We start from the raw sequence: 13,286 nt of genomic DNA, 5'->3' as shown, positions 1-13,286 counted from the left end.
TTGGCGCAAATTGCGCATAGTGTACGTCAACTCACGATTGTGGCCGCTCAATCCGTGTGGCCGGGGGCATTGGTAACCGGAGCTTGCTGAAGCTGCTCGGTTTCGCGGGCCAGGCGCTGCTGCTCTTCGGCCGAAACAGCGCGGGGCAGGTTGCGCAGGTCGGGCTGGCCGGCATCTACCCAGGCCGTGTACCAGAAGGCGCCCACCAGCCGCACGGCCAAGCGCATCTGCCGCTCCACCTGCCCATTCAGGCGCTGGTGGTACTCCCGGCTGAACTCACGGGAGTAAGTGCGCACCGTGGCGTTGCCGCGCTGCTCGAAGGTGTACTTTTTGTCGTCGGGGAACTTGGCCGTCAGCTCTTTCTCAAACCGCAGCACTGAGTCGACGGCGTTGCTGGAGCGCGTGACGGTGGCCCAGATGGTAGCTGTTGGACGTTCGATGTACGGCGCGGGCCCGGTGAAAAAGTCGTAGCCCCCAGCCAGCAGCTCCGGCAGGCGGCTTTCCCAGAGGCCGTGTATACCGCGCTGCCCGGTAAGCTGCCCGTTGTAGTTGTGGGTGGTGTGTAGCGGCACGCAGGCGTCGGCCACGTAGTGCCCCAGGTCCGCCGATACGCTCAGAATCCGGTCGGCATTGCGGCTGCGGAACGCTTCGGTGAGGCGGTTCTTCATCACCACCACGTGCCAGGGCACAATGCCGTGGCGCTGGAGCGTATCGAGGCTGTAGCGGGCCACGGCATCGGCGTAGTTGCGCGGGAGCTTATAGGCCGCGCTGTCCCCGTACACATCCAGGTCGATGTAGTGGCGCGGGGCTTCCTCGGGCACCACGGAGCGGCGCGAGTCGGGGCGGGTGGCGTTTTCGGTGAGGTAGTCGATGTTGCTCTTATAGAAGCTCAGCAGCTCGGGCGGCAGCGTGTATACGGCTAGCCGGTTGATGGTGCGGTGCCCGAAAAATCCCCACGCCTGCGGCCGTTGCGGCCATAGGGCTAATACAAGCGCAAGGAAAACGGCCGCTATACGAGTCATAGAGCAACTAGTCAGATACAGGTAGAAGAAAGATAACCAGGCTTTTCGGGACCACCAAATAGCCATTGTCCGGCTCGCGGACTAATGAGCCCCGCGCCGGTTCATTCAGTCAACCGCGGCCCAAAAAACAGCCCGGCCGCCTGCATCACAGGTAGCCGGGCTGGATAGCCATAGTGCGAGAAAGAAGCGCGTTACCGCCCGCTCTGGCCGGCAAACTTCATGCGGTAGTCGGCCTTCACGTCGCCTTTGCTGATGCGAGCCAGCTTGCCCTTGAGCAGCTGCTTTTTCAGGCCCGACACGTAGTCCGTAAACAGCACGCCTTCCAAGTGGTCGTACTCGTGCTGAATTACGCGGGCCGTCATGCCCGTGAAGGTCTCCTCGTGCTGCTGGCGGTTTTCGTCTTCGTAGCGCAGCACAATGGTGGGGTGGCGGTACACCATCTCGCGCACGCCCGGAATGCTCAGGCAGCCTTCCTCGAAGCCCCATTCCTCGCCGGTTTCGCTTACCATCTGTGGGTTGATGAAGGCCCGCTTAATACCCGTTTCGGCTCCGGGCTTTATCTCCCCGGTTTCTTCGTCCTCATCGTCCACCATGGGGGCCGAGTCGATAACGAACAGGCGCACGCTCCGGCCAATCTGGGGGGCAGCCAAGCCTACGCCGTGGGCGTAGTACATGGTGTCGTACATGTCGCCAATCAGCTTTTTCAGCTCTTCCGGTGAAAAGTCGGCGGGAATATCCTTGGCGCGGGCTTTGAGCACCGGGTCGCCAAAGGCTACAATGGGGTAAATCATCGGGAATTCAGAAAAGATTGCAAAATGAGCGTGGCCGACACCCGGTCGACGGTGGCTTTGTCGCGCCGGTCTTTCTTGGAGAGGCCCCCGGCCAGCATGGCGGCGTGGGCCATACGGGACGTAAACCGCTCGTCGATTTCGTGCACCGGCACTTCCGGCAGCTCGCGGCGGAGCGTGCGCACCAGGCCTACGGCGGCGCTGGTAGCATCGGTGGCCTCGTTGCTGAGGGTGCGGGGCATGCCTACCACCAGCGCCGCCAGCGGTTCGCGCTGGTGATACGCCTTCACGTAGGCTAGCAAATCCTGGCTGTGCACGGTTTCCAGGGGCGTGGCTATGATCTGCAGCGGGTCCGTCACGGCCAGACCTACCCGCTTGTGGCCGTAATCAATAGCAAGAATGCGGCCCATGGGCAACTGGCAAAGCACAGGGCAGCCAAGGCCGGCCCCGCAGGTGAGGTGCAAAGATACAACTCAGGCGTAAACTATTGGGGCGGCTACGCTACTGCGCAAGCGTGGCCGCGGGCCTGCCTGGGCCACCCGGGCTGCTGGGAATAGTGCTACTGCCGGGGCCGGATGACGCGGGCACGCATGCTGGTTGTTGACGGGCAACGCCCAGCTGCATAAGTGTATGTACAGTGATTTGCGCAGCCGGGGCGCAGGTAGAGCCCAAGCTCACTTAGCAATGGTGGAAAGAGTTGAGGAGCTGCATATTCCCGGAAAAGTTTCAGTAGTTTTGAGCAACCCCGACTTCCTTTACCCCGCGTACATGGCAGGAATTCTTACCCGCTTAATTCAGACTGTGTTTCCCGTTCAGGGTGTGGCTGTGCGTCGGTGGCGCCAGCCGCTCCTGCTTGGCACGGCGCTGGTTGCCGGGGTGCTGCTGGGTGCCGGGCGGTTTCAGCCTTCCCGCCAAAACCCCGAAGGCACCCTGCGCGGCTACCTGCGCTTTCGGGAAGTGCTCAGCCGCGTCGACGAGGAGTACGTGGATTCGGTGGATGTGGAGGGGCTGTCGGACTTTGCCATTGCCCGCATGCTGGAGCGGCTGGACCCCCATTCCACGTTTATTCCGGCCCGGGAGCGGGAGCAAGCCTCGGCCTTCCTGCAGAGCGACTACGACGGCATCGGGGTCGAGTTCAACCTGTTTCGGGACACCGTCACCGTGATAGCGCCCCTGGGGGGCGGCCCTGCCGAGCAGGCCGGCCTGCAACCTGGCGACCGAATTCTGGCTGTAAATAACCAGCCGGTTTCGGGGCGTCACATCACCATGAACCAGATGTTTGCGAAGCTGCGCGGGCCGGCCGGTAGTGTGGTGCAGCTGCAGCTGCTGCGCCGGCCCGGTACCAAGCCCCTGCAGCTGAGCATTCCGCGCAACCGCATTCCCAACACCTCCGTCGAGGCGGCATATCTGCTGGACGAGCGTACGGGCTACATCAAGATCAGCCGCTTTGCCAGCGGTACCTACGACGAGTTTAAGCAAGCACTAGGCGACCTTACCCGGGAGGGCATGACGCAGCTGGTGCTGGATTTGCGCGGTAACCCCGGCGGCTACCTCGACCGGGCCACCAAGCTCACGGATGAGTTTATTGCCGGCACCCGCAAGCTGGTGTACACCGATGGGAAAGGGGACCAGTTTGATACCCAAACGTATTCGCGGATAACCGGGGAGTTTGAGGAAGGAGCGTTGGTGCTGCTCATCGATGAAGGCAGCGCCTCGGCGGCCGAGGTGGTGGCCGGGGCCCTGCAGGACCACGACCGGGCGTTGCTGGTGGGGCGCCGCACATTTGGCAAGGGCCTGGTGCAGCAGCCCATTGTGCTCAATGATGGCTCCGAGCTGCGCCTGACCATAGCCCGCTACTATACGCCTTCGGGGCGTTGCATTCAGAAGTCGTACGCGGAAGGCGCCGCCGCTTATTCCCAGGAGCTGCGCAACCGGCAGCGGCAGGGAGAGTTTCAGCACGCCGACAGCATTCACGTAGACGACGCCCTCCGCTACCGCACCGACCACGGCCGCACGGTATACGGGGGGGGCGGCATCACGCCGGATGTGTTTGTAGCCCGCGACCAGGCCTCGCTTTCGCCATACTATGCGCGCCTGCAAAGTCAGAATCTGGTACGTGAATATGCCCTGCAGTTTTATCAGAACCACAAAGCCGAGCTGGAAGCCCTGCGCTTTGAACAGTTCCAGGCCTCCTTCCAGATAAGCGCGGCCCAACTGGCAGAGCTGGCCGACCGGGCCGAAGAGGCGGGCATAGCGCCCGATGCGGCCGCGCTGAGCCAGTGTGCCCCGCTGCTCAGCAACCAGCTGAAAGCTCATATTGCCCGGAGCGCCTACGGCAAACCCGCCTACTACATGGTGCTTAATACCCGGGACGCGGAATTGCAGGCCGCTCTGCAAGCCGTAGCCGATGGACGGGCCATGATTGCCCAGAACCTGTCAGACCACTAGCCCGCTGCCGGGTGCTTACCAAGGCCCTGCCCGGTTATTCTGGGCAGGGCCTTGGCTTTTCTATGAAGCCGGATTTCAGCAGCGGCCCGCGCTGGTTCCCGACCGGTTGCCAGCAGCAAGCCGCCGCACGTTGTATATTTAAGCCACTGATTCTGCACCCACCTACCCACCCGCTATGCCTTATTATCACCGCCTTGGCCAGATTCCCCGCAAGCGCCACACCCAGTTCCGCCAGCCCGATGGCACCCTTTACCACGAGCAGCTGGTTGGTACCTTGGGCTTTTCGGGCGTGTCGTCGCTCCTGTACCACCGGCACGCGCCCACCGAAATCCGGCGGGTGGGGGAGCCGGTAGCCTATGCTCCTAAGCTGCTGAAAGACCGCGCCCTGCAGCCCAGCCACCTGCGCACCCTGGCCCAGACCAGCACCGGCGGCGACTACCTGCAGGCCCGCCAGACCATGCTCGGCAACGCCGATGTGATGCTAAGCATTTGCAGCCCCACGGAGCGGCGCATGAACTACTACTACAAAAATGCCTTGGCCGATGAGGTTATCTTCGTCCATGAGGGTCGGGGCGAGCTGTGGAGCCAGCTGGGCAAAGTAGCCTTCGAGCCCGGCGACTACGTGGTGATTCCGCGCACCATCATTCATCAGTTTCACTTTGAGGAAGGCCCGGTGCGGCTGCTCGTTATCGAGTCGTTCAGCCCCATCGAAACGTGCCGGCGCTACCGTAACCACTTCGGGCAGCTGCTGGAGCACTCCCCCTACTGCGAGCGGGACATCCGCCCACCCCACGAGTTGGTACAGGACGACGTGCGCGAATCGGGAGAATACGTGGTGAAAGTGAAGAAAGAAGGCTTTCTACACGAGTTGGTGTACGCCCACTCACCCTTCGACGTGGTGGGCTGGGATGGGTACTTCTTCCCCTACGCCACTAGCATCCACGACTTTGAGCCGATTACGGGCCGCATCCACCAGCCCCCACCCGTGCACCAGCATTTCGAGGCGCACAACTTCGTCATCTGCTCCTTTGTGCCCCGTTTGTTCGACTACCACCCACTAAGCATTCCGGCGCCCTACAACCATTCCAACGTCGACTCTGACGAGGTGCTTTATTACGTGGCCGGCAACTTTATGTCGCGCAAGGGCATTGATCTGGCTTCCTTCACGGTGCATCCCAGCGGGCTGCCGCACGGTCCGCACCCCGGCACGGTAGAGGCCAGCATTGGGAAAAAGGAAACCCACGAGTTGGCCGTGATGGTGGATACCTTCCGCCCGCTCTACCTCACGGAAACGGCCCTGCCTTACCTCGACGAGAAGTATCCGATGAGCTGGAACCCCGGCTTCGTGCACGAAGCCCCGCGCTCGGCCGATATGATGGATTAATGTTTCTTACTTACGCTAGTCAGTGAGTTCACCTGAGTTTTCCACCTCCGCTGCGGCGGTAGCCCCCGCTGCGGCTGAGGTGGCCGAGCCGACTTTGGGTTGGCGGTACTACGCCGTAGTTCCGGTGTTGTATGCTTCCTTCATGGCCCTGGGCGCTGTCCTGGTCGCCCCTTATCTGGTGCCAGGCCTGGCGCTGAACTCAGCTAGTCTCAGCCAGTGGGACGTGGAGCATTACCTCATCATCAAAAACCAGGGCTACGACTTACAGCGGACGGCTTTCTTCCCGGCTTTCCCCTACTTCTGGCGCTGGCTGCAGCTGTCGGCAGCGGGCATTTCCGGCGTGAACCTGGTAGTCTTCGTCGCCACGTTCATGGCCTTGGCCAAGGAATGGAAGCTGACACGGCCTCAGCAGCTGCTGGCTTTGTCGGTGCCCTCGCTCCTCTTTATGGCGGTTCCCTACAGTGAGGCGTTGTTCTTTCTGGGGGGTACCCTGGCTTTGCTGGGTTGGCGGCGCGAGCAGGAGGGGCTAGCGTGGCTGGGCATCTTGCTGTGCAGTGTCACGCGCTCGGCCGCTTTTGTGTTTGTGCCCGCGCTGCTGCTGGCCGGCTGGCTAACCCGGCGGGAGCTGGCCGCGCCGTGGCGGCGGTTAGGCGGCAGCTGCGTGGCGGCGTTGGGTGGGCTGGCGTTCAGCGTGTACGTGCATTACCGCGCTACCGGGGTGTGGCTGGCGTTTTCTCAGGCTCAGCAGCAATTTTGGGACAACCACCTGCAATGGCCCAAGTGGCCACTCGAGAATTGGGGCGGGCCAGCCGTTACCCGCTACGAGGCCGTAGCCATGGCCGCGGCCGTGGCTTGCCTGTTGTACCTATACAAGGCATGGCGGCAGGCGCCGCAGAAAGCACCTGCCTTCGGCGTGGCCTTCTCGGCGCTGTACCTGGTAGGCGTAACGGTTCTGACCTTGGCCACCAAAGGCGGCTGGCTGGCCAGCCTGAGCCGGTATACGTTTGCCACGCCCTTCTTCCTGGTGATGCTGGTTGAAGGCCGCAACCAGCGGCTCTCCACCAGGCAGCTACTGTGGCTGGTGCTGGGTGCCGAGCTGGTGTGGCTGTTGCTTTTCCGCTCGTTTGGCCACATTCACACCTTGCTGATGTATGTTCTGCTGGGGGCGTATGGGGCCGTGTTGCTGGCCAACCTGCACATCAATGCCAAGGTGCAGAAAGCCGCTTTATGGCTGAGCGTGAGCGGTAATAGCGCCCTGATGATTTGGCTGCTGTTTCGTTTTCTGACGGGCGAGTGGGCAGGTTAGCTGCCGTTCGGCTATCTTACTGCAGCAAGGAACTACTATCTAACGCGCAACGTATGTTGCGGATCAAAATTGACTTCTTATGAAAAAATCCCTTCTCTCGGCCGCTTTGCTGGTGCTGCTAGCCGTTGTCACGTTCAGCTGCGAGAAAATCAACGACCTGCTCACGTTTGAAATATCCGACACGCAGAACTTCACGATTCCGGCCACACCGCTGGTAGGTGGGCTGCCCGTTACCCTGACGTTGCCCGTGCCCGTGACCAATAAGGCCTCGGAAACGTTCAGTAAAAACAACACCAGCGCCGACCTAGTAAAGGACGTCTCGTTGAGCAAGCTCACGCTCACCATCACCGACCCCACCACCGAGAACTTCGACTTTCTGCAAAGCATCAAAATCTCCATCGGCACCGACCAGAACGACAAAGTGGTGATGGCGCAGCTTACTGAGGTGCCCCGGGGTGCTACCAGCATCGAGCTGCAGTCTACCAATGCCAAGCTGGATAAGTACATCAAGGCCCCGAACTACACGCTCTACACCGAGGCCACCGTGCGCCAGGCTACCACCCGCGAAATCACGGTGAAAGAGGAAAGCCGCTTTAAAGTAACCGCCGACCCGCTGTAGGGAATTGCCTCATACTACTTAAAGGAGCAATGCCCGTCTGATTGTATTCAGGCGGGCATTTATATTTTATACAGAAGATTCCTATACTACTATCTAAAGTCAGAAGAAGATGCTATTGGCACGTTAAATTTCTCTACCAGTTGCAATACATCGTCCAGTTTGGTGAAGTCAAAGTGCTTTTCAGCTGCATAAGCATCCGCCTCTTTTGCACGCTCACCAAAAATTCGTAGGACTGACCGACGGTTCAATGCTAGTTCGTGTGCCGCCTTTTGGCCTTCAACTAGATAGAACAGCCGCGTAATTCGGTAGTACTCGGCGGGTTTTACCTCAATGTTTAAAACTTCATTTCTTACTTCTGGTCGTATGTCCAACTCATGCAGAAGTAATAGTCGAATTGCGCCAGTATTAACAGTCTCGAAAAAAGTAGTGGGACCTATATTCTTAGAAGCTACATAAGGTAACAGTTCAAAGTTGTAGGCACGTTGCTTCTCGTTGCCTATCATAAAGGCCTTCAACTCGTCGTGTGAGTAAAAAGCATTAGTCTGAGTGCTTAGAGAATCACGTAATTCCAAACGACGCAGTACAATATTGTAACGAGCAAAAGGATGCGTTTTCTTTACGTTATCCTTCAAGGTAAATGATGCTGGCAGCCAGTCGGGCAATAGGTAAGCCTGATTGGGTGAAAGCTTAGCATTAGTAAGTAATTCCTGAAATTCAGTATCGGACATGCGTTGGCTATACCGAGCCAGTGCCTCTATCATTTCGGGCGACATGGTTCTTCTAGGCGCAATAACCGCTCCATAGGCCATCCTGGCTGGTTGTTGAGCATAGCACGTTATGCTTAAAAGGCTTAAAGCCATGCCAGCAATACCGCCTAGGTAGAAAGTTATTCTCATAGGTAAGAACAGACAAAGAGGAAAGATTTGATGAGTATGGGTACTTAATATGTAGAAAATATATGAATTGGATTACCGGTTGCGGCCGTACTGCTCGTGGGAGCTTACCCAGTCGGAGGAGCTGATGGCGGAGCCCAGGCTGAGCTCCCCGGCCAACACCACCCCGGCCACAATTTCGGCGAACTTATTGACGGTGCCCCGGCCCACGCAGCCCAACATGCGCAGGCACTCGTTCTGGGTAGCCAGGCCCGTGCCGCCCCCGTGGGTAGCCACAATGAGGGAGGGAATAGTGATGCTCAGGTACAGGTCGCCCTCCGGCGTCACTTCGGAGTACAGCACGCCCGCGCTGGATTCCGAGACGTTGGCGACGTCCTGGCCGGTGGCGATGAACATGGCCGTGATGCCGTTGGCGGAGTGGGCGCCGTTGTTGTTGGCCCCGGAGATGAATGCGCCCACATTGCTCACCTGCCCGTGGTAAGCCAGCTGCTCGGGCGTTACGCGCATGCGCTGCTGCAGCACGTCGCGCTTCACCACAGCCTCGGCGACCACGCGCTTGCCCCGGGTACGCATCACGTTGATCTGTGAGGCCTTTTTGTCGGTGGCGAAGTTGCTTTCGAGGTAGAAGTGGCGGATGGGGGCACCTTTGTAGTTTTCCAGAATCCAGGAGCAGGCGGCAAACGTGGCCCGGCCCACCATGTTCTGGCCGGCGGCGTCGCCGGTAGAGAAGTTGAAGCGCAGGTACGCAAACTTGTTGCTCAGGTAGGTATCGATGTACTGCAGCTTGGCTACCCGGGAGGTGCTTTCGGCCTCGGGCCGGATCTTGTCAATTTCCTTCTCTACCCACTGGCCGAAGTCGCGGGCTCCGCGGGCATCATCGAACACAAACACGGGGGCGCGCTGCATGGCGTCGCCGATGACGGTACACTTCACACCCCCGCACAGGTTGAGCACCTGAATGCCGCGGTTGTAGCTGGCAACCAGCGTCCCCTCGGTGGTGGCCATGGGAATGAGAAAGTCGCCCTGGGCATGCTCCCCGTTTACGCGTAGCGGGCCGGCCAGACCCACCGGAATTTGGGCCACGCCCGTGAAATGCTCGCAGTTGCCCTGCAGGATGTGCGCGTCGAAGGAGTAGTGCTTGAGGTGCTTGAACTCCTGGCCCGAAAACTCCTCGGCGAAGCGCTGCCGGGCCTGAATGGCGGCCTCGGAATAGTCGTCCTGGTCTTGGCGTGGAATGCGGGTTTTGTTTTCGTGCTGCTGGGCAATGGCATCTTCCACCTCCACGCTCAGGTCGCCGAATGGGTCGGCCGCGAACTGCACCTGCACGGTATGGATGCCCTCCTTGAGGTGCTCCGTGGCCAGGTGAAAGGTGGCGGCCTGGCCCACCGGCAGCGTGTAGCCGGCGCTGTCGGCGTTGAAGGTGGTGGCGGGCCGCACGTCGCCCTCGCCCAGGTCCAGCGCAATCTGCTCCACCCCAATCTTCACGCCGTCAATCTGCACGTGGTCGATGCGGGTGATGCGCACCGTGTCGAGGCGGTTTTTGATGCTGAAGGCCACGCCTTCGGGCGTGTTGTGGAGGCTGCCGCGGGTGTAGAGCAGCTTGAGCAGCATGGGGCTGGGCGTGAAGATCATATGGCGGGAATAGTCAGGGAGTAGATTCGGGTGGGGTAAAATAGAAAGGATTTGGATAGCAGGCTACCGTTGTTTGCGTTTTGGCGGTTTCTTCCCGGGAAGGGCAGGGTTTTCTGGCGTTGAGTCGAAGGTGATAGGCAGCGTGAACTGTACCGGGACCGGCCGGCCGTTCTGGCTGCCTGCCGTCCACTCGCCATCCAGCAGCTGCACCAGTCGCAACGCTTCGGCATCCAGTTTCGGGTGCAGGCCTTTGGTTATTACAGGTTTGACTACGCGGCCTTGTTCGTTGATGGTAAAGGAGACGAATACCTTCCCTTTTATAGAATCTATGCCAACCGGATAATGGTTGTTTTGACGGATAATGTCTGGCAGCCGTTCCATTCCTCCTCTAAAAACAGGCATTTGCTCTATATACCCAAGGAACGTCTTCTCGGCGGGCTTATTAGCTGCCTGACTTAGCTCATCCGCCTGGATCAAGGGAGCTAACCATACCTTGTCCATCGTAGAACTCATAGCAGCATTATCCCGCAGGACCGGCTTCACCTGCGCCACCACTTCCCGAGCCGAGAGTCCCAACCCGCACACTAATACCAGCGCCACCACAAACCTCCGCAGCCGGGGCCGCAGCTTGGGCGGCGCGGCCAGCTGCTCCGCTCGAAACCGGCCGCATAGACGCCCATCGGGTGAGGCGGCACGGGCGGCATCTAGTGCGGCTTGGGTGGCGTTGGTGAAGTCGATAACCGTGCGCTGGCACACAGCGCAGTGGCGGCCTTGTTCCGTGGGCGTCATCTGCTGCCAGTCTTCGTGGCAGACGCGTAGCTGTACGTTCAGGATAGGTAAGTCCAGCATAGTCGAATAAATAGAAAGCCCGGTTGCGGGAGGGTAACGCGTTCCGGCAACCGGGCAGTATATCAGTAGCAGGCAAGCCGGGGCTTACTCGAAAAACTCCTTGCCGCTGCTGTCGATGTAGCCGGTGCGGCCGTCGGGGGTTTCCACCCGGGCCACGTCGCCGATGAAGGGCTCGGCCAGGCGGTATTTGGGCGCCACGAGCCAGCGGCCCTCGGCGTTGAGGTAGCCATAACGGCCCTGCTGCCGGGCAATGGGAAACCGGAAATCATTCTGCGGCGTGGCTACGATGGTGTCCAGTTGCAGCGGCAGGGTGAGCTTGCCTTTGCGGTTGAGGACGCCCCACTTATTGCCCTGCCGCACAAAGAGCAGCTGGCGGTAGTCTTCCCGGATTTCATCGTACTCGGCCGGCACCACCGCCGAGCCTACCGTGAAGCGAAACCCCACCTTGCCCTGCTGCCGCACCAGGTCGCCCAGGGAAAGGTAATCTTCCTCAGGAGCCGGCTCGGGGGGCGTCGTCAGGCGGCGGCCGGTAGCGTCGATGTCGAAGGTTTCGCCCTGTAGCTCTACGGTGGCCCGGCCTTTATAGAAAGTAGAAGCTTTGGTGAAATGCACGGGCGTAATGGGGTTGCCACCCCCATCGATGTAGCCGTAAAGGCCATTTTGCCGCACCCAGGCTACTTCTTCCACAAAGGGCCCGGCTTCCTCATACTGCAGCGGGAGCACCAGCCGCCGGCTGTGGTCGGCATAGCCCCACTTGGTGCCTTTGCGAAAAGGCACCAGCCGCCCACTCACCAGCTCCTGCGCCGCCGTGAGTAGCAGCGCCAGCAAGCTCAGTCCAACAAACTGCCACGACCATTTCATGCTAGCCATCAACATCCCGGAGGTCTTAGGTGTGCCTAAAGATACTCGTTGGGCGGAAATGGTCGGCGCTTCCGTCCCCAAGGTCGAACGAGGCGGCTTGTTGTTGAGGTGGCGTAAGAGGATGCTGACGTTTCGGGCAAGTTGTCTTTTCTTTGTTTTCCTTCCCTTTTCTTATGAAATCCGCAACGAAAATCTTCCTGTTGAGCTTGCTGCTGAGCAGCGCGCCGGCGGCGGCCCAGAAGGCTACTGCGCTTCAGGCCCGTATAACCCAGTTAGCCGACAAGGAGGAGGCGCAGGTAGTAGCGTGGCGCCGCGACCTGCACGAGCACCCGGAGCTGGGCAACCAGGAAACCCAAACGGCCGCGCTGATTGCGGCGGAGCTGCGGCGCCTGGGCCTGGAGGTACAAACCGGTGTGGCGCGTACCGGCGTAGTGGGCGTGCTGCGTGGGGGCAAGCCCGGCCGGGTAGTGGCCCTGCGGGCCGATATGGATGCCCTGCCCGTGACGGAAAGCACCAACCTGCCCTTTGCCTCGAAAGCCACCACTACCTATAACGGGCAAACGGTGGGCGTCATGCACGCCTGCGGCCATGACACCCACGTGGCCATGCTGCTGGGCGCGGCCCGCGTGCTTACGGCTATGCGCAAAGACCTGCCCGGCACTGTAAAGTTTATTTTCCAGCCGGCGGAGGAAGGCTCGTTGCCCGGGCAGGAGGGGGGAGCCCGCCTGATGGTGAAGGAAGGCGTACTCGACAACCCGAAAGTTGACGCCATCTTCGGAGTGCACATCAACGCCCAAACGGAAGTCGGCACCATCAAGTACCGCCCGGAAGGTGAAATGGCAGCCTCCGATGTCTTCAAGATTGTGGTGAAGGGCAAATCGGCGCACGGGGCGTATCCCTGGCTGAGCGTGGACCCCGTGGTAACGGCGGCGCAGATTGTGACCGGGCTCCAAACCATCATCAGCCGCCAGACGCAGCTTACCGAAGATGCCGCGGTGCTCACGGTGGGCATGATTCACGGCGGGGTGCGCAACAACATCATTCCCGAGCAGGTAGAGCTGACAGGTACCATCCGTACCTTCAGCAAGGAAACGCAAAGCAAAATCTGGGAAGCTGTCCGCCGCACGGCTACCAACATTGCCGAAAGCGCCGGGGCCACTGCCGAGGTATCCATCGAAAACTACACGCCCGTTACTTATAACAACCCGCGCCTGACCGAGCAGATGCTGCCCAGCCTGCGCCGCGCTGCCGGCCCCGAGCACGTACAGCTGCAGAAAGCCGTGACCGGGGCCGAGGACTTCGCTTATTACCAGGAAAAGATACCTGGCCTGTTCGTGTTCGTGGGTGGCATGCCCAAAGGGAAAAACCCGGCCGATACCGCGCCCCACCACACGGCCGGCTTTTTCATTGATGAGAGCGGGCTAGGGCTAGGAGTAAAAGCCCTGACCACCCTGGCCTTCGACTACCTGCTCCTTAAACCCTAA

12 protein-coding genes are annotated in these 13,286 nt (G+C 60.2%); 5 read left to right on the top strand and 7 right to left on the bottom strand.

Features of this window, described 5'->3' with window-relative positions; translation table 11 throughout:
* Window positions 1-47: 47 nt before the first annotated feature.
* The 3 genes from HER32_RS08975 to ruvX form a co-directional block, all read right to left on the bottom strand.
* Window positions 48-1,022: a zinc dependent phospholipase C family protein gene (locus HER32_RS08975; protein WP_149069635.1), complete on the bottom strand. Its 975-nt coding sequence runs from the start codon at window positions 1,020-1,022 to the stop codon at window positions 48-50.
* Between the two features lie 191 nt (window positions 1,023-1,213).
* Complete coding sequence (def, locus tag HER32_RS08970; RefSeq protein ID WP_149069634.1) at window positions 1,214-1,813, bottom strand: peptide deformylase; 600 nt, start codon at window positions 1,811-1,813, stop codon at window positions 1,214-1,216.
* On the bottom strand, window positions 1,810-2,220 hold the full coding sequence (ruvX, locus tag HER32_RS08965) for a Holliday junction resolvase RuvX (RefSeq protein WP_149069633.1): 411 nt from the start codon (window positions 2,218-2,220) through the stop codon (window positions 1,810-1,812). The genes def and ruvX overlap by 4 nt, the downstream gene beginning before the upstream one ends.
* 358 nt (window positions 2,221-2,578) lie before the next feature.
* Between ruvX and HER32_RS08960 the strand changes: the two genes are divergently transcribed.
* The 4 genes from HER32_RS08960 to HER32_RS08945 all read left to right on the top strand — a co-directional run bounded on the left by HER32_RS08960 (window position 2,579) and on the right by HER32_RS08945 (window position 7,567).
* Window positions 2,579-4,258 carry a S41 family peptidase gene (locus HER32_RS08960; RefSeq protein ID WP_168681635.1) on the top strand — a complete coding sequence of 560 codons (1,680 nt, stop codon included), beginning with the start codon at window positions 2,579-2,581 and terminating at the stop codon, window positions 4,256-4,258.
* A 175-nt stretch (window positions 4,259-4,433) separates the two neighbouring features.
* Entirely contained in the window at window positions 4,434-5,642 is a 1,209-nt protein-coding gene (locus HER32_RS08955; protein ID WP_168681634.1) for a homogentisate 1,2-dioxygenase, read from the top strand.
* A gap of 22 nt (window positions 5,643-5,664) precedes the next feature.
* Entirely contained in the window at window positions 5,665-6,948 is a 1,284-nt protein-coding gene (locus HER32_RS08950) for a hypothetical protein (RefSeq protein ID WP_168681633.1), read from the top strand.
* A 79-nt stretch (window positions 6,949-7,027) separates the two neighbouring features.
* Entirely contained in the window at window positions 7,028-7,567 is a 540-nt protein-coding gene (locus HER32_RS08945) for a hypothetical protein (RefSeq protein WP_149069629.1), read from the top strand.
* Window positions 7,568-7,656: 89 nt separating this feature from the next.
* Here the strand turns inward: HER32_RS08945 and HER32_RS08940 are convergent, their stop codons facing one another.
* From HER32_RS08940 to HER32_RS08925, 4 genes are all read right to left on the bottom strand, one after another.
* Window positions 7,657-8,463, bottom strand: a complete 807-nt coding sequence (locus HER32_RS08940) for a hypothetical protein (RefSeq protein ID WP_168681632.1) — start codon at window positions 8,461-8,463, stop codon at window positions 7,657-7,659.
* Between the two features lie 72 nt (window positions 8,464-8,535).
* Entirely contained in the window at window positions 8,536-10,092 is a 1,557-nt protein-coding gene (locus HER32_RS08935) for a hydroxymethylglutaryl-CoA reductase (protein ID WP_197748883.1), read from the bottom strand.
* Window positions 10,093-10,155: 63 nt separating this feature from the next.
* Complete coding sequence (locus HER32_RS08930; protein ID WP_168681631.1) at window positions 10,156-10,941, bottom strand: energy transducer TonB; 786 nt, start codon at window positions 10,939-10,941, stop codon at window positions 10,156-10,158.
* An 84-nt stretch (window positions 10,942-11,025) separates the two neighbouring features.
* Complete coding sequence (locus HER32_RS08925) at window positions 11,026-11,811, bottom strand: WG repeat-containing protein (RefSeq protein ID WP_168681630.1); 786 nt, start codon at window positions 11,809-11,811, stop codon at window positions 11,026-11,028.
* Window positions 11,812-11,975: 164 nt separating this feature from the next.
* Between HER32_RS08925 and HER32_RS08920 the strand changes: the two genes are divergently transcribed.
* Window positions 11,976-13,286, top strand: coding sequence for an amidohydrolase (locus HER32_RS08920; protein WP_168681629.1), 1,311 nt, complete (start codon window positions 11,976-11,978; stop codon window positions 13,284-13,286).

The organism is Hymenobacter sp. BT18, from assembly GCF_012273015.1.
Classification (GTDB): Bacteria; Bacteroidota; Bacteroidia; order Cytophagales; family Hymenobacteraceae; genus Hymenobacter; species Hymenobacter lutimineralis.
This window is presented reverse-complemented; position numbering and strand designations above follow the sequence as displayed.

Excerpts from the sequence above, each read along its gene's own strand:
- HER32_RS08925 (WP_168681630.1), bottom strand. The coding sequence starts at position 11,811 with ATGGCTAGCATGAAATGGTCGTGGCAGTTTGTTGGACTGAGCTTGCTG.
- HER32_RS08945 (WP_149069629.1), top strand. The coding sequence starts at position 7,028 with ATGAAAAAATCCCTTCTCTCGGCCGCTTTGCTGGTGCTGCTAGCCGTT.
- def (WP_149069634.1), bottom strand. The coding sequence starts at position 1,813 with ATGATTTACCCCATTGTAGCCTTTGGCGACCCGGTGCTCAAAGCCCGC.
- HER32_RS08930 (WP_168681631.1), bottom strand. The coding sequence starts at position 10,941 with ATGCTGGACTTACCTATCCTGAACGTACAGCTACGCGTCTGCCACGAA.
- HER32_RS08960 (WP_168681635.1), top strand. The coding sequence starts at position 2,579 with ATGGCAGGAATTCTTACCCGCTTAATTCAGACTGTGTTTCCCGTTCAG.
- HER32_RS08940 (WP_168681632.1), bottom strand. The coding sequence starts at position 8,463 with ATGAGAATAACTTTCTACCTAGGCGGTATTGCTGGCATGGCTTTAAGC.
- HER32_RS08975 (WP_149069635.1), bottom strand. The coding sequence starts at position 1,022 with ATGACTCGTATAGCGGCCGTTTTCCTTGCGCTTGTATTAGCCCTATGG.
- HER32_RS08955 (WP_168681634.1), top strand. The coding sequence starts at position 4,434 with ATGCCTTATTATCACCGCCTTGGCCAGATTCCCCGCAAGCGCCACACC.
- HER32_RS08935 (WP_197748883.1), bottom strand. The coding sequence starts at position 10,092 with ATGATCTTCACGCCCAGCCCCATGCTGCTCAAGCTGCTCTACACCCGC.
- HER32_RS08920 (WP_168681629.1), top strand. The coding sequence starts at position 11,976 with ATGAAATCCGCAACGAAAATCTTCCTGTTGAGCTTGCTGCTGAGCAGC.
- ruvX (WP_149069633.1), bottom strand. The coding sequence starts at position 2,220 with ATGGGCCGCATTCTTGCTATTGATTACGGCCACAAGCGGGTAGGTCTG.